The sequence below is a fragment of the Paraglaciecola mesophila KMM 241 genome, assembly GCF_000315015.1.
In the GTDB taxonomy this organism is placed as follows: domain Bacteria; phylum Pseudomonadota; class Gammaproteobacteria; order Enterobacterales; family Alteromonadaceae; genus Paraglaciecola; species Paraglaciecola mesophila.
Map to the genome: position 1 here is coordinate 25,824 of NZ_BAEP01000047.1, position 21,357 is coordinate 47,180.

Genomic DNA, 21,357 nt, shown 5'->3' on the forward strand with positions numbered 1-21,357 from the left:
GCGTTGACTTAAGCGTCAGCGCCAAACCAGTTGAGTTTGTCTCGTAAGCTCACCACTGAGCCAACAATGATAAGAGCCGGTGGTTTAATGCCCGCTTCTGCTACTTTTTGTTGAATGTTTGCTAAGTTACCGGCCACGACTTTTTGTTCTGCAGTCGTTGCCGATTGCACCAGTGCAATTTCAGTGGTATCTGGTAGCCCATGCTGAATGAGTTTCTCACAAATAACAGGCAAGCCTGTTAACCCCATATAAAATACAGTGGTTTGTTCCGGCTGGGCCAGCATGGGCCAGTTTAAGTTGATGCTGTTATCCCGCAAGTGGCCGGTGGCAAATACCACCGATTTGGCGTGATCTCTGTGGGTCAGGGGAATACCAGCGTAACTGGCGGCACCACTGGCGGCTGTAATGCCAGGCACTACTTGAAAACTCACGCCTTTTTCCACTAGGGTCTCTATTTCTTCACCGCCGCGACCAAATATAAAAGGGTCGCCGCCTTTTAAACGCACTACTCGATTACCCTTTAAGGCTAAATCTGCTAGTAGTTCGTTGATTTCTTCCTGTGGCACAGTATGCAAGCTGCGGGCTTTACCCACGTATATTTTCTCTGCATCTCGGCGCACCAGTTCTAATATTTCTTTGGATACCAAGCGGTCATACACAACGACGTCAGCTTTTTGCATTAGGCGTAGCGCGCGAAACGTTAACAAGTCAGGATCGCCGGGACCTGCTCCGACCAAATACACCTCCCCTTTACCCGAGTCATGTTCGTCAAGGGCAAGCTTGTCGTGCATCATTTGTTCGGCTTTGCTGTTGTTGCCTTGTAGAACCTGTTCGGCGACATCGCCATCGAGTACATCTTCCCAGAAGTAGCGACGTTTGGTCACCGAGTTGAAACGGGCTTTAACTGTCTCACGGAATTTTTCCGAAAACTGCCCCAGTAAACTGACCTTTTGCGGAATAATCGATTCGAGCTTTTGGCGCAAATAACGTAGTAATACAGGCGCAACACCACCGCTACTCATGGCGATAATGATCGGCGAGCGGTCAACGATTGAAGGGGTAATAAATTGGCATAAAGGCGTATTATCAACCACGTTCACCAGAATATTTTGTGCCTTAGCTTGATGATGAATATCTATATTCAATTGGCTGTCGTCGGTGGCCACAAAGACTAACTGTTTGGCTGTGAGGTCACTCGATTCGTACCCACGAGTGTGCAGTGTGACTTGCCCTTCATCCGCTAAACGTTGCACAGTATCACAGGCCCAAGGGGCAACCACTGTGATAGTGGCTGAGGTTTTTAACAGTAACTCCACTTTACGGGCAGCCACTTCCCCTGCACCGACAACGAGACAGTTCAGCTCTTTAGTATCAACAAAAATAGGGAAATATTGCATAGGGCCCGCTAACGCTCACAACTCTTAATATAAATGCTATTCTGCGGGTTCTTCTTAGTTAAATAAAGCATTGTAATCAGAAAAGATATTCTTTTTAGTTATGACGGAAGTGGTTCTCATAGCCATAAGCAACGCTTTTTGTTAGGCATAAAAAAAGAGGCCAGTGGCCTCTTCTTATATTTTTAGCATTTTCACTTTTATTAGCCAATTAATGGCGCATAAAAGAGCTGCGACAGGCTTAGCTTATTCAGGCTTAGCGCGACGACGTGGAGGTTGATCTGACCATTCACGCATATTCAAACGCTGACCGGCAACACGGGTTTTTTGCAATGTATCTTGCGTTGCACGAGGCATATTCTTCGGCAAATCAACCGTACTGAAGTTATCGTAAATCTCGATAGCGCCAATGTTTTTACTGCTGATGTTTGCTTCATTAGCGATCGCGCCAACGATGTTGCCAGGCTTGGCACCATGAGTATGACCTACTTCGATACGGTAGCGCTGCATGCCTTCTTCCGGTGTGCTGCTTTTACGAGCACGTTGTGGTCTGTCGCCACCGCGGTCACCGCCACGATCACCGCCACGCTCACGACCACGTCCACCGCGATCATCACGACCACCACGGTCATTTCTGTCGCCACGAGGCGGGGCAGAGTTCAGGTCAGGGCGGTCGCCTTCTTTAAGAATAAGCGGCTCGTCACCTTGAGCAATCTTAGCTAATGCAGCCATAATCACTTCTGGTGCAGCTTCGGTTTCTGCTTGAATCGACTCAACGATAGGGATCAATGTCTCTATGCTGCTGTCACTAATTGCTTCAATCACGCTGCTTTTGAAGCGGCTCAAACGCGTTTCATTTAGCTGAGAGATTGACGGGATTGGCATAGGATCAATCGATTGACGTGTAGCACGTTCGATTGAGAACAACATGCGCTTTTCACGATGTGAAATGAACAGTATTGCATCACCAGTACGACCTGCACGGCCAGTACGACCGATACGGTGTACATAAGATTCTGTATCGTACGGTACGTCGTAGTTGATAACATGACTTACACGTTCAACATCAAGACCACGTGCAACAACGTCTGTTGCTACAAGAATATCAATTTTACCGCGCTTCAAACGTTCAACAGTACGTTCACGTGAGTTCTGCGGAATGTCACCGTTAAGTGGCTCAACAGCGTAACCGCGAGCTGACAATTTCTCAGAAAGCTCCATGGTAGCGGTTTTCGTACGTACGAAAATAATCACCGCATCAAACTCTTCCACTTCCATAATACGGGTAAGGGCTTCAAGTTTGTGATGGCCAGCCACCTGACAGTAGCGCTGTTTGATGGTGCTAGCTGTGGCAACTTTAGATTCGATTTTAACCTGTTTCGGATCGCTCAAGTAACGCTTAGTAATTTTGCGGATTGGATCAGGCATAGTCGCTGAGAACAGCGCAGTTTGGCGCTCTGCTGGTGCGTGGCTCAAAATCCACTCAACGTCATCGATGAAACCCATGCGTAGCATTTCGTCGGCTTCATCCAATACCAAGAACTTAAGGTTATCTAATTTCAACGTGCCTTTTTTGATGTGGTCGATTACACGACCAGGCGTACCGACTACAACCTGCGCACCACGTCTTAATTGGCGAATTTGGTTGTCGTAGGATGAACCACCGTAAATTGGCAATACATTGATTTTACGAGAGAAACTAGCGTAAACTTGGAAAGCTTCAGCAACCTGAATCGCTAATTCGCGCGTTGGTGCCAAAACCAATAATTGAGTGTTGCTGTTGTTAGCATCCACGTTTGCAAGCATTGGCAATGCGAATGCTGCTGTTTTACCCGTACCAGTTTGCGCAGTACCAAGAAGATCGTGACCTTCCATGATAAGCGGAATACATTGGGCTTGGATTGGAGTTGGTTTTTCGTATCCTACTTTTTCTAAAGCTTGAAGCAATTCGGCAGGTAGGTTGAGGTCTTTAAAAGTCAATTCGACAGTGTCAGTCATTAATTATCCCTAGTTAGAAACACGCAGGATTAACTTAGATTTCACAGTCAAATTCTAAAACAAACCAGCGTGGATACACAAAAGAAGTATTATATGAGAAATCGCGCCTATACACCACGTTAGGCCGCGTTTTATTTGAACTAATCTGTATTTATTGAATATCTCTGACGAACTTGTTATCAATGCGTTAACGCAATGAAAAATAACCATTAAAAAAGTGCGAAATTGTCACGAATTTAAAATAAAACTGACATGTTTGATGTTGTCGCTTACGGTAACAAATACTCAGTGAATAAAATTTCGGGTGATAAATTACTCTTAGGTGATTCGTGCGGAGTTAAACGATTAAACAAAGTCGAGTATAACTGAAAATAATTGCGTTGAAATTGCAACGATTGGCCGTTTCACTACACCAAGTGTTCAAGTAAGATAATTTTGTAGCATCTGCAAGCTCAAAGGTTTCAGGAATAACACACTATCCGTTGCGCATGATGACAGGCTGCAACGTCGCGCTAAGTAAAAGAGCGAAGGAACAGGATATGGATGATGAATAAAATGAGAAAAACGATAATCGCACTATCACTAGGGATGTTGATGAGTTGTGGGCAGCAAACCAGTGAAGAACATATTCAAGCCGCGCAAGAATTTATTGCGCAAAATGACAATGCTTCGGCGATTATCTCGCTGAAAACCGCCGTACAATTAGCCCCTAAATCTCCTGAAGCGCGCTTTGAATTGGGTAAAGTTTACCTCGACGAGAAACAATTTGAGAGTGCTGAAAAAGAACTCAGTCGCGCATTAGAATATGGTTACGATGGGGCTAAAGTGCTGCCATTGTTAACCCGCGCCTACCAACGAACCGGCGCTTATGCGGCTATAAGTGAAATGGAAGACAAAAACGTCGACCTGAGTAACGAGGACAAAGCGGAAATTGGTTACTTCAAAATAGTGTCTTTAGTGCGATTAAATAAGCCCGATGATGCGCGAGCGATCATCGCTGATCTGTCGCAGTTACAGACAGATTCAGTCTTTAAGTCACTGAGCCAAGCTTATAAAGACATACTTGATAAAGATTACCCTTTGGCGCTGCAAAGCCTTAGCGATATCAAAGATAGCCACTCTGATCATCCTGAAGTCCTTAAACTTTTGGCGCAACTGCATTTGAGCTTGGGCGACCCAAAAGCAGCGGCACAAGAGTTTGACCGCTATGTGTCTTTGTATCCTGATGATTTACAGACGACTTTTGTGCTTGCCAAACTGTGGGTAGATTTAGGGGAAACGGCAAAAGCGGAACCTTATCTCGATCAGTTATTGGCCGTGAATGCTAAAAATGGTTTGCTCAATCAACTTAAAGCGGCAGCACGAATAGCGGATAAAGACTATGGAGAAGCCCAGAAATACGCTGAGCTGGGTATTCAAAATGGTATGAATGATCCTTCGCTACGTTTAATTGCCGGCTATGCCGCATACCAGCAAAAAGATTTTGAGGCCGCTCAGCAGCACCTTTCATTAGTGGCCAGCAGTTTGCCTGGCAACCATCCTGGTTTACGTTTACTTGCTGCTAGCCAATTGCAGCTGGGCTTGAATGCTGAGGCGGGAGATGTGCTAGAGCGCATGGAGCAAGTCAACGAGCAAGATGCGCAACTGTTTTCAAAAGCCAGTTATGAGCTATTGCGTCAAGGTAATGTAAAAGACGCCCAAGAGTTAGTGGAGAAATCTTCCAGTATCAGTACCACGGCAGAAGACCTCACACGCTTAGGTTTGCTTAAACTCTCGCTGAATAATCTTGATGGCATCGTGAATTTAGAAGAGGCATTGGAAAAGTCACCTGAACTTGAGAGTGCTAAAAAAACACTCGCTACTGCCTACATCACGACTAAGCAATATGACAAAGCCCTAGAATTGGCGCAGCAATGGAAAGCCGAAGATGCCAATGACATCAGCGCATATTTGCTGGCTGGCGAAGTGTTCAGTAAACAGCAGGATCTAAGCAGTGCTAAAGCCGAATTTGAGCAGGTCATGCGTATTGACCCTGAACACAAAGGCGCTGCGCTGGGTCTAGTCAACATCGCTATTACCGAAAAAGAGGTTGTTCAAGCGCAATCAGGCTTAACGGATTTGCTTAATCGTTTTCCCGATTATACGCCCGCATTGGCGACTGCTTATCTGTTTAACAAACAACAAGGTAAAACACAGCATGGTATTGAGGTTATTAAAAGCGCACTGAACAAGGCGCCTGACAATCAAGAGCTGAGTATGTTGTATGCCCGTGTCTTGCTGCTAGAGCAGCAATATGAGCAGGCACTGCAAGAGTTCGTAAAGTTTGATCAAAATGAATCATTACCCCCTGCTTATTGGCAGGGTAAAGGCCAAGCGTTGATCCGTTCAGGCGATTTGCAGGGCGCACAGGGTCACTATGATAAGTGGCTGAGTATTGCCCCGAACGACAAGCAAGCCGTAGTGGGCAAGTTACTCCTGCTGGACAACACGGGTAAATTTGCCGAAGGCGTCAAGTTAACCGAAGGTTTCTTAGCGGTGCGCAATGACACTCAAATGCAATTGCTCAACACGCATTTCTTATTGATGAATAAAGATATGGACGCGGGAAGGAAGGCCTACGAGGCGATACCGCAAGAGCTAAAAAGTATGCCGATTGTAAAGGGCTTTCTGGCGCGGTTACTGATTGTTGATGGTGATTTTGAGCAAGCCGAGCCAAATGCTCACGCTGCCTATGAAGGTTTACCAAATGGCAGAAATTTAGTGTTGTGGGTGTTTACGCTTGAGCGTTTAAGTAAAAAAGAGCAAGCACTGAGTGCAATTCAAGCCCATTTAAAAGTATCACCGAATGACGGTGCTGCCTTGATGATGTTGGCCGAAAGGCAAATTAATAGTGGTGATGATGAAGCCATTGCCAGCTATCAAACCTTGCTACAGAAAAACCCTAACAACTTTGTCGCACTGAATAATTTGGCGTATTTGTATCTCCAGCAAAATCAGCTAGACAAAGCCCTAGAATATGCTGAAAACGCGGTAAAACAGCGCCCTGATAATGCCGCCGCAGTCGATACCTATGCCCAAGTGTTAGTGGCTAAGGGAGAATACCGAAAAGCGGTGAAACAATACGATGCGGTTGTGAATGACAAAATGCGCAATGAAGAGATTTATCTAAATTACGTGGAAGCGCTTTTCCTCGACGGCAGCACGTTGCTAGGCAAACGCAAGCTTGAACAACGTGAAATGAAAACTGAGGAAAATATTACTCGCCAAGCTCAATTGAAAGCTAAATACGCCGAGTAATCGGCAAGCTATAATTCGCTTTTACTAAAACAAAAGCCCGTAACGTAAACACGTGACGGGCTTTTTTGTTGCGCTAAGTGGCCAACGGTAGGCTGGCTAACATTTTTGCACGGCTTGCATTATCCACTGTTTTAATTGTGCTTCACCTAATGCCCCTGAAATACGATCGATCTCTTTGCCTTGATGAAATAGAATTAAAGTAGGAATACTGCGGATACCGGCTTCGCTACTGATTTGCTGAGCTTGCTCAGTATTTAACTGGGCGAATAACACGCTATCCGTTTGGCTGGCTAATTTGGCAAATACAGGTGCAAAGCTTTTACACGGACCGCACCAACTGGCCCAAAAGTCGACCAAAACTGGCAAGTGGTTTCGCTCAATGTAGCGATAAAATTGATGCTGGGTGAGCTGGCACGGTTGATGAGTATGCAGCTTTTGCTGGCATTTGCCACAATTTGCTTGGGTATGATCCTTACTCTCGGGGACGTTGTTAATGGCATAACAATGGGGACAAACGATATGCATTTATACTTTCTCCTGCTTGCTGGTCTGGGCTGATAGTTGCTCGACTTGCTGTTGCAGCCCTTTAATATGCACGAGCAAATCACTAAGAGTCGGCTCTTCTTCTAAATCGTGCTCAGCAGCATCTTCTTTGGCTTTTTGTTTGCGCGCCAATTCATTTTCCTGCTCCATCACACTGACCACGATACCAATCACCATATTTAAGAAAGCAAAGGCGGTAAAGAAAATAAAGGTCAAATAGAACACCCAGCTCAATGGGTAAACCTCCATTGTTTCATACATGACATCGGTCCAATCTTCGAACGTCATGACCCTAAATAAGGTTAATAACGAAATGGCGATATCACCCCAAAGGTCTGGGTTAATGCTCTCAAACAAGGTGCTACCTATCGCAGCATAGATATAGAAGATGATGAACATCAGTAGCATAACGTAGCCCAGTTGCGGCAAGGCTTTTACCAAAGAGACTAAAAGTATACGTAACTCCGGGATGATGGAAATCATCCGCAATACCCTAAATACTCTGACCAAACGAGCGATAACGGCTAAATCAGCGTCTTCAGCGGGAATAAGGCTGACAATAACAATCAAGGTATCGAATATATTCCAGAAGTTTTTAAAGAAATCCCGCTTTCGCTCTTCAGCTAAAAAACGAATGGTAATTTCAGTTAAGAAGAATGCGCTGATAAACCAATCTAAAAACTGTGTCACGTGGTACATGGTCACGGACATTTCATAGGTTTTCGCACCCACTAACAGGGCAGAAAATATGATCACCGAAATCACAAAAATCTCGAACAGCTTGTTCGAGCGAATACGAATAAATTGGGCTTGTAGGGATAAAGCGTTCATGGACTCACGAAGTTTATAAAAAATCGCCGATAGAATATTGGATTCTACAAGACTGTCAATTGAGGATTGGTGTGTGAATGTGTATAAACCACTGCCCAGGGGATGAAGTGATAAATAAACATGATATTCTATCAAAAACATCGAAAATCATTGTTAACTAGCTTCTTTAACTAAAAAATATGAGGAATTTGGAATAAATGACAAGGTATCGTTCAGCGTCACAATAAATTAGTGAGGTTGTTAACTCATTTACCTTTAAGCAAGATTCTAATTCAAGAAGTCTCTTAATTAAAAAGTCTCTTCTTTTTGAAATAAAGCTCAATATAAACACAGGATTGTTGCGCGAAGCACACAAGACATGAGTACCAGTAATATGACGAGTATCCAAGCTACCCCTATATCCATAGGACATTTTCTTAAAACTGGCACTCAAGGCCTGCACAGAGAAGTGGAAGGCACCCTGTCAAAAATTTTATTCCACCGTGATTTGACTGCGCAGGTGTATTTGCAGGTGCTGATGGCCATGCAAGCGGCTTATGCCTCAATGGAACGAGCAATGCTTAGTTTTCCTGAGTCTAAAGCAGCCTATAAAAACCGCAGTAAACAAGCGTTCATCAACAAAGACATCGCTTATATGGAACAGGCTCTATTGGATCTTAAGCGTGACATTTCGACCCGCGCCAGTAATAAAGACGATTTAACTCACCATGTTAAGTCGAACGTTGAATTGCACTCAACTGCGCAAGCGATGGGGATGATGTATGTTCTGGAAGGTGCAACCTTAGGCGGTGAACATATTCAGGCTCGATTAACTCGACACGATTGGTTAGATACTCAGCACGGCGTAGCCTTTTTCAATAGCTATCAAGAGCAACGAATGGTGCGCTGGGGCGAATTTTTAACTGTATTGCAGCAATACTACGAGCGAAATCCTGATGATTGTGATGAAATCAGGCAAGGTGCAGAATTAGCATTCGAATGTATTCATGATTGTTTGGAGGGAATAAGCCTGTGAATAAACCGTTTGATGTGACACTGGATAATTGTCATAAAGAGCCCATCCATATCCCAGGGTCGATTCAACCTCATGGCTATCTATTACTGTTCGAGCCAGAAACACTGATATTAAAATATTGTAGTGAAAACGTGGCGGACTTAATGCAATGCTCGCTAGACGCGTTACTTGAGCAACCATTGGATTCAATGTTTGACCGCGAATTCGCCACAATGGTGAAAGGATTGGATTACAGCAAGGGCTTTCACGAAGTTAATCCACAACAAACGACGCCAATTGCTGCGCTCGCTCAAGGGCTAAACTCCAATACCACCGGGCCAGTGACTGACACGCAAGCCGAGAGTATCAAAACACAATCAACTTACAATGCCATACTGAGCTTACACGACGACCTTTTGGCCATCGAACTAGAGCCTGCGTTATCTGCCAGTTCAAGTTCGTTTAATCCCGTTAAAAATTTGATTAATCTATCGCTTAATGATTTGGCCCAAAGCCAAGACTTAAACAATGTTTTTGCTTATGCAGTTAACGAAATCCGCAAAGTCACTGGGTTTGATCGCGTCATGTTGTATAAGTTTGACGCGGACTATAACGGCGAGGTTGTTGCTGAGGCTAAAAAGCTTGAGTTGAACTCCTTTCTAAAACAGCACTTTCCCGAATCTGATATTCCAAAGCAGGCGAGGGAGCTGTACGTTAAAAACCCCATTCGACTGCTTGCTGATGTTAACGCCAAGCAGTCTATGTTGTACCCAAATGATCGGCCCGTTGATTTGAGTAAGGTGACGCTGCGCACTGTGTCACCTATTCATTGCCAGTATTTACGCAACATGGGGGTGAATGCCTCTATGTCGATCAGCATAGTGGTGTCAGGCAAATTGTGGGGGCTAATTGCATGTCACCACTATAGCCCTCATGTAGTGCCGTTTGAAACCCGTGAAGTGGCTTTATACATGGGGTTGATGTTGTCTTATTTGATTTCATTAAAAGTGCAAGCTGATGCTGAGCACCGTGATTCGGCGGTGTTATCGTTAAATGCGTCGATCACCGCGAAAATGGCTGAGCGTATTTTCTTTACAGATGGTTTGCGTGAAGAAACAGACAATCTGATGCGTGTGATGAACGCATCAGGTGTGGCTTGGCGTTTAGAAGAAGATATAGAATGCTTTGGCAAGACCCCAAGCCCTGATCGCATAGAAGCGCTTTTTAACTGGGCGACATCAACTAAATTAGTCACAGATACGATTTACCATACAAAGACCTTAGGTAAAGATAACCCTGATTTTTTGGATATAAGTGACGTTGCCAGTGGTGTATTCATCTTGTCTGTCTCCTCTGTTAGTAACTTATTCTTGATATGGTTTAGACAAGAGGTTGAACAAACCAAAGATTGGGGAGGGAAACCTGAGAAAACCATCGAGTTTTTAGATGATGGTAGCCATAGACTGATGCCCCGGAGCTCTTTTCGTTTATGGCGTGAAAACGTTAAAAACCAATCGTTAGCCTGGGAAGCGGTAGAGTTATCCAGCGCTTTGAAATTCCGAGACACGATAGTTAACTATGTGTTGTCAAAATCGGAGCGTCTTGAGCTACTAAACGAAGCGTTAGAGCACAAAGTAGCTGTGCGCACTGATGAATTGAAAAAAGAAATTGCTAATAAAGAAAAAATGCAAGATGAGTTAGTGGAGGCCTTGGCCACTTCTGAAGAATCTAACCGTGAACTAGAGCGTTTTGCATTTGTAGCCTCACATGACCTGCAAGAGCCGCTGCGTAAAATTCAGTCGTTCGGTGGGCGTATTCAGCAAACAGAAGCCACGTTAAGCGATAGAGGCCATGGTTATTTAACCAAGATGATGAACTCAGCAGAAAGAATGCAGGCGCTGATTAAAGGTGTGCTGAGCTTTTCACGTATCCACAGATCCAATGACGAGTTTGTCCCTTTGAATTTTGATGACATTATTGAAGATGTGATCTTAGATTTAGAAGTGTTGGTGACAGAGAAAAAAGCAGCATTCTCAATCGATCATATTGGCACAGTATTCGGGGATAAAAACCAGCTTCACCGTGTGGCGCAAAACATCATTCAGAACGCCCTGAAATTCACTAAAGAGGAGGTCCCCCCACACATTGTTATTGCCCTTAACGATAAAGCCGAAGACTTTGTCACCATTGAATTTAAAGACAATGGCGTTGGATTTTCTAAAACGCATGAGCAGAAAATCTTTGGTTTATTTGAGCGTTTACACTCAAAAGCTGAGTATTCGGGGACTGGGTTAGGTTTGGCGATATGCAAAAAAATTATCAATCGACATCAGGGAAAGATTTGGGCCGAGTCTCGCTTTGGTCAGGGCGCATCATTTTTCATTACGCTGCCTACAAACTCAGGCGCAGTAGAATAATATTACGCTTTTAACTTATCTTAGAATAACTGGCTGTGATATTATTAGCCGTTAGTTTTTTTACGTGGTTTCAGGGCATAGCAAGTGATCTATCATGCTTCAACTTGGGTCATAGGTACGATGCTTTTGCATTATAAATATTAGAATTACACGGACGGTCACTAAGGTTGAACCGTTACCATTCTAAAGTACAGAAGGTTGTTTTTAGTGTGAATAAAGATTCTGGTGTGATATCTAAAAAACTCAGGGCTGTTAATTATATCCTGATCGCCGATGACGACTTGGACGATCAGGAGTTGATTCAAGATGCGTTGGCTGACAATGCAATAGGGACAGAGAAACTGCGTTTCGTGAACGATGGAGAGGAGCTGGTCCGCTTTTTAGCCAATGCGAAAACGTTGCCTAGTATCATTCTGTTAGATTTAAACATGCCTCGAAAGTCGGGCCGGGAAGCATTGGACGATATTAAGCAAAATCCGTCTTTTAAGCATATCCCTGTTGTGATGTTTACCACCTCTGACTCTGACATCGATATTAAAGAATGTCATATGTTGGGGTGTAATGCGTACTTAACTAAACCTAATAATTACTTAGATTTAGTGGGCTCGATGAAAGACCTAGTTAGCTTTTGGTTTTTTCAAGCGCAAATACTGCAAGATTAAAAATATACTAAATATGCCTGCTGCACCCGCTCAGGCATATTCTATTGTTGTTCAATACGTCACTTATCTCTGGTTTACTTCTTAGCCCTTCTAATACTCATCTTTTTTTACCCTCGCTTTGTAGTCAGTCATTTTGAAACTATTGGCGGTCAGTTATTATGAATCAGTTATCTCGAAGCATCTTCATCTATAAAGAGTGCTGAGCTTGATGTATCACTACGATAAAGCATGAGCTCAAAACTTCTCTGCTAGCATCTTTATATTCAATTTCAGCCTTAAGGTTGGTAGTGATGCATACAAACAATGACTTTGAGTTCAAAACCGTAGGCGATATCCGTTTTGGGGTAAATGCGGCCTTGTCTTTGCCGGCACTGTTAATATCCCGCTTTGATGCAAAATCGATTCTAATTGTTACCGATAAAGGTTTAGTAAACGCAGGGGTGCTTGACACTGTTTTTGCTGAGCTGGATGTCTCTGGTTTAACGTTTTCAGTGTTTGACGGTGTGCAGGCTGACCCACCAGAAGCCATTATTTTAGCGGCTGCTGAACAAGCGAAAAAAGCCGATGTAGTGATTGGTATTGGCGGTGGCAGCTCTATGGACAGCGCTAAACTTGCTGCAGTGCTGGCTATGGAGCAACAAGTTCTTGCCGCCATGTACGGAGTCGATTTAGTTACGTCTCAGCGCAAACCATTGGTATTGATACCTACTACTGCAGGAACAGGCTCAGAAGTCACGCCCATCTCAATTGTCACGACTGGCGAGTCCACCAAGGCTGGTGTGGTATCACCGGTTTTGTACCCCGATGTGGCACTGCTTGACCCTTGCCTAACGGTGGGGCTGCCTGCGCATATCACGGCAGAGACGGGCGTCGACGCTATGGTGCACGCCATTGAAGCTTTCACCAGCAAACATAAGAAAAATCCGTTATCAGATAATCTCGCGGTAAAGGCGCTGCAATTGTTGTCTACTCATCTTCCCCTTTGCTATGCAAACGGTAAAGACTTAGATCACAGAGGCGCAACACTATTGGGCGCTATGCTCGCAGGGCAAGCGTTCGCTAATTCCCCAGTCGCTGCTGTACACGCGTTGGCGTATCCATTAGGCGGTATTTATCATATGGCTCACGGTTTAACGAACGCACTTATGCTGCCTTACGTGATGCGTTTTAACCTGGCGCACGCAGAACAAGAATATGCTCAGTTAGGAGTGGTAGTTAACCCTCATTTAGCCGGGCTTAGCCAGAGCGAGCAAGCACTGGGTTTTATTGAATATATGCAGAAGTTTTGCTACGACCTTGGCATCACCAAGCGACTAAGAGATTACGGTATTGAGCAAGCGGCGCTAACGGATTTAGCTAACGCGGCCATGCTGCAAACGCGATTGTTAACCAATAACCCGCGAACGGTTACGTTTGAGGATGCTCTCGCGTTATACCAAGAGGCGTGGTGAGAATAATTCAGAGCAAGCGATAGCCTTTAAATTTGACGTCAAGCACGTCAATAAGTACCTCAGTAAGCACAATGAAAATGGCCGTCGCGTTAAGTGGTATCAACAACAGAAAATGGAGTTATATTGATGACAACGTCGACGACAGATAAAAAATCCCCCCCTACGCGTAGCGACTTTCGATACTTCGACACAATTGACACACGCTGGTCGGACAATGATGTGTACGGTCATGTGAATAATGTCGCTTATTATAGTTTCTTCGACACTGTGGTAAATCGCTTACTGATAGATAACGGATGGCTTCACCTTGATGGCCGAGGTCCTATTGGTTTGGTCGTAGAAACCCGCTGTCAATATTATGCGTCTGTAAGCTACCCAGCAGTGCTAGATATCGGCTTAACGGTTTTGAAATTAGGTAACAGCTCGGTAGTGTATCAATTAGCGGTATTTTCAGAAGGCAGTGAGCAGGCGAGTGCCGTTGGGCAATTTGTACATGTTTATGTGGACCGTCCGTCACATATGCCTACGCCTTTACCTACGGACTTGCGCGCTGGGCTAAATCATTATTTAGTGGGCGCTGACGAGCCGGAATAAACGGCTTCACTGGCGCACGCTGGTTGGGGATTAGTAACTCGCCGGTTTGGGATTCGTAAAGAGTCTTCAACGGGCAAGGAGTCTTCAATGGGTAAAGAGTCTTCAATGGGTAAAGAGTCTTCAACGGGTAAAGAGTCATCAACGGGTAAAGAGCCTTCAGCTAAAAACGAGCCCTCAAAGGGCGATGCACGCACTTTACAGCAACCCCCTTTTATACCCGCTCACCTAGCGATTACGCCCTAGGGCATCATGGCTAGTAACCCAGTCGCCTGCTAACACGGCGGCACTTAATGACAGTTCTCCTGCAAGTACGGTAGCGCCAATAATCTCTGCAAGTTTGCGTGCTTTACCTTCACCGAAGCAATCCATCATTTCCAAGCATTCTTTTTGTGTGGCAAGGGCAGTACCGCCACCGTAAGTTGCAACAATTAAAGAGGGCAGGGTAATAGCAATATAGAAGTTACCTTGCTCATCTACGTCAACAAACGATAAAGCTGCGGATGATTCTGCCACATTGGCGGCATCTTGGCCGCAGGCGATAAACATGGCAGTAATGCCATTAGCTGAGTGGGAGCCATTATTAATAGAACCCGCCATAAAACTACCCATATTGGATATTTGGCGCATTTTAAACAGCATTTGTGCTGACACACCGAGTTTTGACTCTAAAATCTCACTGCTGATGGTTGCCTCAGCAATCACCCGCTTGCCCCGGCTATGAAGGGTATTCAGCTGAGAGTGCTTTTTGTCGGTATCCATGGCACCAGACAAGTTGTAGCGTTGTAAGCCGGTCCCAGTGAAGTTTGCTTTTATCCATTCGCACGCAGCAAACGTGGCTTTGCCGACCATATTTTGCCCGGCGGCATCACCGGTAGTGAAATTAAAGCGCAAATACAACATACGTGCGGCAGCATATTGTTCAATGTTGCGCAGCTTGCCCACACTGGTGGTGGTTTCTGCTTGTGCTTTTATGTCATCGAATTTTTCGGTTACCCAGTTGCCAAAAGTTTGCGCTTGGCGGGCATCTTCGAAAATAAACACAGGAGCGCGCTGCATCACATCGTCTACTACGGTGACTTTTACACCACCTGCTGCGCCAAGTACTCGCATACCTCGGTTATAACTAGCGACCAAAGTACCCTCTGTGGTGGCAAGCGGCACATAAAACTCACCCTTTGCATGTTCGCCATTGACCTTAACTGGCCCAGCTAAGCCGATGGGTACTTGGGCAACACCAATGAAATTTTCGATATTGCCCGCGGTTTGTTCTGGGTTTAGGGAGTAATGCCCCACATGATTAAGGTCGCTTCGAGTGTGTTCTTTTACAAATGTACGGCGCTGCTGTGCCATATTTTGGCTATGATCATGCTCTTTATCGCGAGGAATGGATGGTGCTGCTTTATTATCTGACATGGGCGAAATCTATTTTGTAGATAGTAGGTATATCTACAACTATCAACAAACCTTGGCACAGTGAAATGATTATGCTTAATTAATGTGCAGTAGTTTTAGTGATAACAGGTTCAGGCAAAGTGTGAGCGAGAGGCATCCACCTGTGGTGTCTACTAATCAGGTTTCTAGATGCTCAATTTTATTAGGCACGCCGTCCCATTCTTTTGCATCAGCAGGGGGCGGAATGACTTCAATGATATTCGGCCAGATTTTTGATAGTTCAGCATTAAGCTCGTTAAAGCCTTCTTGGCCGGGTGGCAGTTTTTCATCTTGAAATATGGCGTTTGCAGGGCATTCTGGCTCGCACAAGGCGCAATCAATACAGATGTCAGGGTCGATTACCAAGAAATTGGGCCCTTCGAAAAATGCGTCCACCGGGCATACGGCAACGCAATCGGTGTATTTGCATTTTATACAGTTGTCGGTGACTACAAATGTCATGGGCACAGTCTTGATTAATCGATATTGGCGCCGATCATACTTATCAGCCATATAAATACAAGATGCCGTGGACGATGAAGCGTGATGTGACGTGATGAGTCAGCTTAGTCACGGAATATATTACGCAATAAACCAGACAGGCGAGCGTGCATGGCTTAAAATACTCGTCTTATTGTCTTTGTTTTGGGCTGTGCCCCTGCGTTTACCTTTTGGATATCTCTATGCTGCGTTTAACTGATATAAAATTGCCCCTTGATCATCAAGATGCTGACCTCACCCAAGCGATACTTGATAAGTTGGGATGCAGCGGGGAGCAGTTAACTCAAGTTTCTGTGTTTAAACGTGGGTTTGATGCGCGTAATAAATTTGATATCCAACTGATTTACACCTTAGACGTGGAAGTCGCTGAGCAAGAAGCCCTGCTCGCTAAGTTTGAGAACGATCCCCACGTTAGATTATCGCCAGATACCCGTTACAAATTTGTTGGCCACGCGCCAGAGGCATTAAACGAGCGTCCAGTCGTGATTGGTCTCGGGCCTTGTGGCTTATTTGCAGGGTTGCTGTTAGCGCAAATGGGATTCAAGCCGATTATCCTTGAGCGTGGCAAAGAAGTGCGAGAACGCACAAAAGATACGTTTGGCTTTTGGCGTAAAAAACCGCTTAACACAGAATCTAACGTGCAGTTTGGCGAAGGTGGCGCTGGGACATTTTCAGACGGTAAATTGTACAGCCAAGTCAAAGATCGCAAGCATTACGGGCGTAAAGTGCTGACCGAGTTTGTTGATGCCGGCGCACCAGATGAAATTATGTATGTGAGTAAGCCCCACATAGGTACGTTTAAGCTGGTGGCAATGGTTGAGCGCATGCGTGCACAAATTATTGAACTAGGCGGCGAGATTCGCTTTAGTACTCGAGTTGACGATGTGCATATCGAGAATGGTCAGTTGACGGGCTTGAGCTTATCAATCGGTGAGCGCTTAGCGTGTCGCCATGCTGTACTTGCGGTGGGGCATAGCGCACGTGATACCTTTAAAATGCTATATGAGCGTGACGTCTACATAGAAGCTAAGCCTTTTTCGGTGGGTTTTAGAATAGAGCACGAGCAATCCATGATCGATGAATGCCGCTTTGGCCCGAGTGCCGGTCACCCTATTCTGGGCGCGGCAGATTACAAACTGGTGCACCATTGTAAGAATGGCCGTGCGGTTTACAGTTTTTGTATGTGTCCTGGGGGCACTGTGGTTGCAGCGGCCTCTGAAGAGGGCCGTGTGGTGACCAATGGCATGAGTCAATATTCTCGCCACGAGCGCAACGCAAATAGCGCCATAGTCGTAGGTATTGAGCCAAATAAAGACTTTCCTGGTCATCCTTTGGCGGGCATTGATTTACAGCGTAAACTTGAAGAGCAAGCCTATGCCCTGGGCGGCAGTAATTACGATGCCCCAGCGCAGCTTATTGGCGACTTTTTAACAGGAAAAGCATCGGCAGAGCTAGGGGATGTGAAACCCTCGTATACGCCAGGGGTGAAACTTACCGACTTATCCAAAGTTTTACCGGACTATGCTATCAGCGCTATTCGTGAAGCTATTCCTGCGTTTGATAAGCAAATTAAAGGGTTCGCCAAAGCAGATGGTTTGTTAACTGGGGTTGAAACTCGTACCTCATCACCTATTTCTATCAAGCGCGGTGCGGACTTTCAAAGTGTAAACGTAAACGGGCTCTATCCTGCAGGTGAAGGCGCTGGATACGCTGGGGGGATTTTATCTGCCGGTATTGACGGCATTAAAGTGGCTGAAGCGGTGGCTTTATCTATGCTGGAGGGCTGCCAGTAGTTGCGCACAGCGATAAGCGCATACAAAAAAGCAGCCTGAGCTGCTTTTTTTATGCGAAGTTTAATGTAAACCAGTACGCGTTATTTAATTTGCGCAGACAAACCTTGGTTAATGTCTGTTACGTCTTCGATTGATAACGTACCAGCGGCTAATTTCAGGTTGAGCGTGCTAACAACATAACCATATCGAGCACTTGAAAGGTTACGACGGGCATCAAATAAGTTACGAGTACTGTCTAGCACGTCAACTATGGTTCGAGTACCTACATCAAAACCTGCCTCTGTGGCTTTTAATGCACTTTGGGCAGATACAACAGCTTGCTCGAACGCTTTAATACGTGAAATGGCGGCTTTTATGTCATTGTAGTTAGAGCGCACGCTACGAATGACTGAGCGGTGAATACGTTCGCGATCTTCACTGGTAGCAACAAATCTATGTTTTGCTGATTCAACATTCGCGGTCACAAGACCCCCTTGGTACAAAGGCACATCAACTGATAATGTTAAACCATAGGTGTTGAAACGGTCGCTGCCACCTGCTCCAGGGTTAATAGCGAAACCGTCTGTATCATTACTGTTTGCGTTACCGCTTAAAGTGACCGTAGGGTAATGTCCTGCTCTGGCACTTTTGATATCAAACTTAGCGATATCAACACTGGCATTTGATACCAGCAACTCTAAGTTGCGTTGCTCAGCAGTTTTTAGCCAATCATTCACATTTGCTGGTGTCGGTAAGCTGGCAGAAAACTGCTCAGTATTCAGTACATTTAGCTCAGGGTAATAGATGCCAGTGATTTCACGCAGGGCCTCTAAGTTGGTCTCTACTGCATTCTCAGCGCTGATTTCAGCCGCCACTGACGTATCGTATTGGGCTTGGGCTTCATGCACGTCTGTGATTGCGGTTAGACCCACTTCAAAACGTTGCTTGGTTTGTTCAAGTTGGCGAGCGATGGCGCGTTTTTCAGCGCGGGCAAACGCTAAATCGTCTTGGGCTTGAAGGGTATCAAAGTAAGCACTAACGGTTCGTAAAATTAGATTTTGCATGGTAAAGGCAAGACTAGCGTCTGATTGACTTGCTATAAGTTCCGCGCGGTCTAGCCCTACCCAAAGTGAACGGTCATAGATAGTTTGTGATAAATTCAACGTGGCATCGTTAGTCGAACGGTCTAGATCGCCATAGGTTTCAGCTGCCTGCAAACTCAATGATACTTGAGGTAGCAAACCCGCTCGGCTGATTTCGATATCAGAAAAAGCTGCTTCTCTGTTAGCCTGTGATTGCAACGTAGCCGGATCGTTTTGTAATGCTTGCTGATATACGCTTAGTAAGTCATCAGCAAATGCGTTATTCGATACGCCAAAGCCAATCAATAGCGAAAGAAGTGTTTTTTTCATGTGTGTTCCTTGATGAATTTTACTTGTGGCATCGAGACCATTATTTTTTAGGTTTACTATATGTCGCATTTTAAGACGCTAAAGTTTAAATACATTAAGCGTGAACACGAAACATCCAGACGTAAAACTAACGGCTCAAGTGTAACAGAATATTATACTGGCCATGAACCGCTAAATATTGCTCCACTATATGGTACTAAAGTTTAAATTTGAAAGGGGATTTATGTCTAAAATTCAGCAGTTTTCCAGCAAAGATGTGGAAGTTACCCGCAAAGAACCACTCTATAACGGTTTTTTTAAAATGGTGAAATACCATTTTAAGCATAAGTTGTATAAGGGTGGCTGGAGTGAACTTATAGAGCGGGAAGTATTCGAACGTGGGCACGCGGTTGCAGTTCTGCCTTATGATCCCCACTTAAAAGAATTCGTTATGATTGAACAAATTCGCATAGGTGCTATGGCTACATCGGATTCTCCGTGGTTGTTAGAGATTGTGGCTGGTATTATTGACCCGGGCGAAACACCAGAAGCGGTATGTTATCGCGAGGCACATGAAGAAGCGGGAGTGACCATCACCCATCTCAAAAAGGCCATTAGTTATCTTGCTAGCCCAGGCGGCACAACCGAAAGGTTACACATCTATGTGGCTCAAGTTGACGCAAGTCAAGCGAAAGGCGTGCATGGACTCGACCATGAGAGTGAAGATATTTTGGTGCACCGAGTGCCAGAAGAGCAAGCACTGGAGTGGATTAATCAAGGAAAGATCGACAACGCAGCGACACTTATCGCGCTGCAATGGTTTGCAATGAATAAACAACGAGTACTTGATGACTGGAAAGAATGAACAAGATTTAAGACGTAAATACGTACCTCACCTGCCGAGTATTCAGCGGGTGTGTGCGATGAATTACGTGCGTTTGATTAAGCTTTTACCTGATTGCGATACTGAAGATTTGGAATATCAATTCAAGGTAAATAAATCCTTGAATTACAGTATTAAAATTGTCGAGTGTAGTCGATATACCAGCACTGTCATTATGTCCCAAAAGTCAGTTAATGGGCCCGATTTTATGCGGCCTGTAGTGCGTGCTCGCTTGTATCATGATGCGCAGCTAGCTGAGGTGATAGAGTCTCAGCACATTGGTGCACTGCAACCTAGCTATGAATATCCAAATATCAAAATGCATCAAAAAAATGAAAAAGAGATGGTGAACTTATTCTTGAGTGAATGGTTACTTTTTTGTTCGAAACACAAAGATCAACTGCAAGCGACGAGCGCGTAACTCGATGAGGTTGGCTTGAGTTTTAAAGTAGCGCAAATTTCAGATTGCCATCTATTTGCTGATAAACTCCAAGCGGGTTATCAGGGTGTAAATCCCTATACGACATTGAAAGCAGTCTTAAAGAATGTGGCCCTATGTCACCCAGATATGGTCATTTTAAGCGGTGATGTCAGTGCTGAAAACGATGCTGCTAAGGGCTTAGTCAGTTATCAGCTTTTTAGCCAACTATGGCAACATAGCAATATCACTGCCCCGCTGTTAGTCATTCCTGGTAATCACGACCATCTTGATTCGCTAAATAGTGAGCTGAATAGCTCAGCAGGCTGGCCTTTATCTATGAGCGCGGGGCCATATTGGAAGGTTCATGGTCTCAATACCAAAACTGATGATACCTCGGGTGAAATATCAGCTTTTCAGCTTCGTTACCTGAATGAGCAGGTTAACTTATACCCACAGCAAAACCATTTACTGGTGGTGCATCACCACCCTCGTGCCTGTGGTGGCTGGATGGACAATCACCCTTGGCACAACCGCGATGAATTTATTAAGCACGTTGAGCAGCAGCGGCAAATCAAGGCAGTGATTTACGGGCATATTCATCAAGCCAGCGAAACACGCAGCCAAGATTGCGTGTTTATGTCTGCGCCGTCTACATGCTGGCAGTGGGCAAACAGCAAAGAATTCGCCGCCAGTGGCGAAGCGCCGGGATATCGCATCATTGAACTGGCTGATAACGGGCTAGTAGACAGTCACATTATTAGAATTTAACGGAATATA

At 44.9% G+C, this 21,357-nt stretch carries 18 protein-coding genes; 10 read left to right on the forward strand and 8 right to left on the reverse strand.

Annotated elements, in window-relative coordinates; translation table 11 throughout:
• Positions 1 to 8: 8 nt before the first annotated feature.
• Together cysG and GMES_RS10315 are read right to left on the reverse strand one after the other, a co-directional pair.
• The gene (gene cysG / locus GMES_RS10310) at positions 9 to 1,397 is read right to left on the reverse strand and encodes a siroheme synthase CysG (protein ID WP_006992612.1); all 1,389 of its coding nucleotides are present in this window, start codon (positions 1,395 to 1,397) and stop codon (positions 9 to 11) included.
• 243 nt (positions 1,398 to 1,640) lie between these two features.
• A complete protein-coding gene (locus GMES_RS10315) occupies positions 1,641 to 3,392 on the reverse strand; it encodes a DEAD/DEAH box helicase (protein ID WP_006992613.1) in 1,752 nt (583 codons plus the stop codon).
• A gap of 555 nt (positions 3,393 to 3,947) precedes the next feature.
• Between GMES_RS10315 and prsT the strand changes: the two genes are divergently transcribed.
• Entirely contained in the window at positions 3,948 to 6,689 is a 2,742-nt protein-coding gene (prsT, locus tag GMES_RS10320) for an XrtA/PEP-CTERM system TPR-repeat protein PrsT (protein ID WP_039987244.1), read from the forward strand.
• Positions 6,690 to 6,785: 96 nt separating this feature from the next.
• Here the strand turns inward: prsT and trxC are convergent, their stop codons facing one another.
• Both trxC and GMES_RS10330 read right to left on the reverse strand, forming a co-directional pair.
• Positions 6,786 to 7,214, reverse strand: a complete 429-nt coding sequence (gene trxC, locus GMES_RS10325) for a thioredoxin TrxC (RefSeq protein ID WP_006992616.1) — start codon at positions 7,212 to 7,214, stop codon at positions 6,786 to 6,788.
• Positions 7,215 to 8,063, reverse strand: a complete 849-nt coding sequence (locus GMES_RS10330) for an ion transporter (protein WP_006992617.1) — start codon at positions 8,061 to 8,063, stop codon at positions 7,215 to 7,217.
• A gap of 358 nt (positions 8,064 to 8,421) precedes the next feature.
• On the opposite strand from GMES_RS10330, the gene GMES_RS10335 reads away from it, so the two are divergent.
• From GMES_RS10335 to GMES_RS10355, 5 genes are all read left to right on the forward strand, one after another.
• Complete coding sequence (locus GMES_RS10335) at positions 8,422 to 9,078, forward strand: biliverdin-producing heme oxygenase (protein ID WP_226990285.1); 657 nt, start codon at positions 8,422 to 8,424, stop codon at positions 9,076 to 9,078.
• Positions 9,075 to 11,474 carry an ATP-binding protein gene (locus GMES_RS10340; protein ID WP_006992619.1) on the forward strand — a complete coding sequence of 800 codons (2,400 nt, stop codon included), beginning with the start codon at positions 9,075 to 9,077 and terminating at the stop codon, positions 11,472 to 11,474. Before GMES_RS10335 ends, GMES_RS10340 begins: the two co-directional genes overlap by 4 nt.
• Before the next feature lie 209 nt (positions 11,475 to 11,683).
• Positions 11,684 to 12,136: a response regulator gene (locus GMES_RS10345; protein ID WP_006992620.1), complete on the forward strand. Its 453-nt coding sequence runs from the start codon at positions 11,684 to 11,686 to the stop codon at positions 12,134 to 12,136.
• A gap of 290 nt (positions 12,137 to 12,426) precedes the next feature.
• On the forward strand, positions 12,427 to 13,587 hold the full coding sequence (locus tag GMES_RS10350; protein ID WP_006992621.1) for an iron-containing alcohol dehydrogenase: 1,161 nt from the start codon (positions 12,427 to 12,429) through the stop codon (positions 13,585 to 13,587).
• 126 nt (positions 13,588 to 13,713) lie between these two features.
• Positions 13,714 to 14,181 carry an acyl-CoA thioesterase gene (locus tag GMES_RS10355; protein WP_006992623.1) on the forward strand — a complete coding sequence of 156 codons (468 nt, stop codon included), beginning with the start codon at positions 13,714 to 13,716 and terminating at the stop codon, positions 14,179 to 14,181.
• On the opposite strand, the gene GMES_RS22585 is transcribed toward GMES_RS10355, so the two are convergent.
• The 3 genes from GMES_RS22585 to fdxA all read right to left on the reverse strand — a co-directional run bounded on the left by GMES_RS22585 (position 14,151) and on the right by fdxA (position 16,074).
• A complete protein-coding gene (locus tag GMES_RS22585; RefSeq protein ID WP_161601914.1) occupies positions 14,151 to 14,375 on the reverse strand; it encodes a hypothetical protein in 225 nt (74 codons plus the stop codon). The two genes, GMES_RS10355 and GMES_RS22585, sit on opposite strands and share 31 nt — an antisense overlap.
• 31 nt (positions 14,376 to 14,406) lie before the next feature.
• Complete coding sequence (locus tag GMES_RS10360) at positions 14,407 to 15,594, reverse strand: hydroxymethylglutaryl-CoA reductase (RefSeq protein ID WP_006992625.1); 1,188 nt, start codon at positions 15,592 to 15,594, stop codon at positions 14,407 to 14,409.
• A gap of 156 nt (positions 15,595 to 15,750) precedes the next feature.
• Positions 15,751 to 16,074 (reverse strand): ferredoxin FdxA, encoded by a 324-nt coding sequence (fdxA, locus tag GMES_RS10365; RefSeq protein ID WP_039987250.1) that lies wholly within the window; start codon positions 16,072 to 16,074, stop codon positions 15,751 to 15,753.
• A 221-nt stretch (positions 16,075 to 16,295) separates the two neighbouring features.
• On the opposite strand from fdxA, the gene GMES_RS10370 reads away from it, so the two are divergent.
• On the forward strand, positions 16,296 to 17,906 hold the full coding sequence (locus GMES_RS10370; protein WP_006992627.1) for an NAD(P)/FAD-dependent oxidoreductase: 1,611 nt from the start codon (positions 16,296 to 16,298) through the stop codon (positions 17,904 to 17,906).
• An 80-nt stretch (positions 17,907 to 17,986) separates the two neighbouring features.
• Here the strand turns inward: GMES_RS10370 and tolC are convergent, their stop codons facing one another.
• Entirely contained in the window at positions 17,987 to 19,297 is a 1,311-nt protein-coding gene (gene tolC / locus GMES_RS10375) for an outer membrane channel protein TolC (RefSeq protein ID WP_006992628.1), read from the reverse strand.
• Positions 19,298 to 19,520: 223 nt separating this feature from the next.
• Between tolC and nudF the strand changes: the two genes are divergently transcribed.
• The 3 genes from nudF to GMES_RS10390 are packed head-to-tail and all read left to right on the forward strand — an operon-like array spanning position 19,521 to position 21,348.
• A complete protein-coding gene (gene nudF, locus GMES_RS10380) occupies positions 19,521 to 20,141 on the forward strand; it encodes an ADP-ribose diphosphatase (protein WP_006992629.1) in 621 nt (206 codons plus the stop codon).
• Entirely contained in the window at positions 20,125 to 20,580 is a 456-nt protein-coding gene (locus GMES_RS10385; RefSeq protein WP_006992630.1) for a DUF1249 domain-containing protein, read from the forward strand. Before nudF ends, GMES_RS10385 begins: the two co-directional genes overlap by 17 nt.
• 15 nt (positions 20,581 to 20,595) lie before the next feature.
• Positions 20,596 to 21,348, forward strand: coding sequence for a metallophosphoesterase family protein (locus tag GMES_RS10390; RefSeq protein WP_006992631.1), 753 nt, complete (start codon positions 20,596 to 20,598; stop codon positions 21,346 to 21,348).
• Positions 21,349 to 21,357 lie beyond the last annotated feature (9 nt).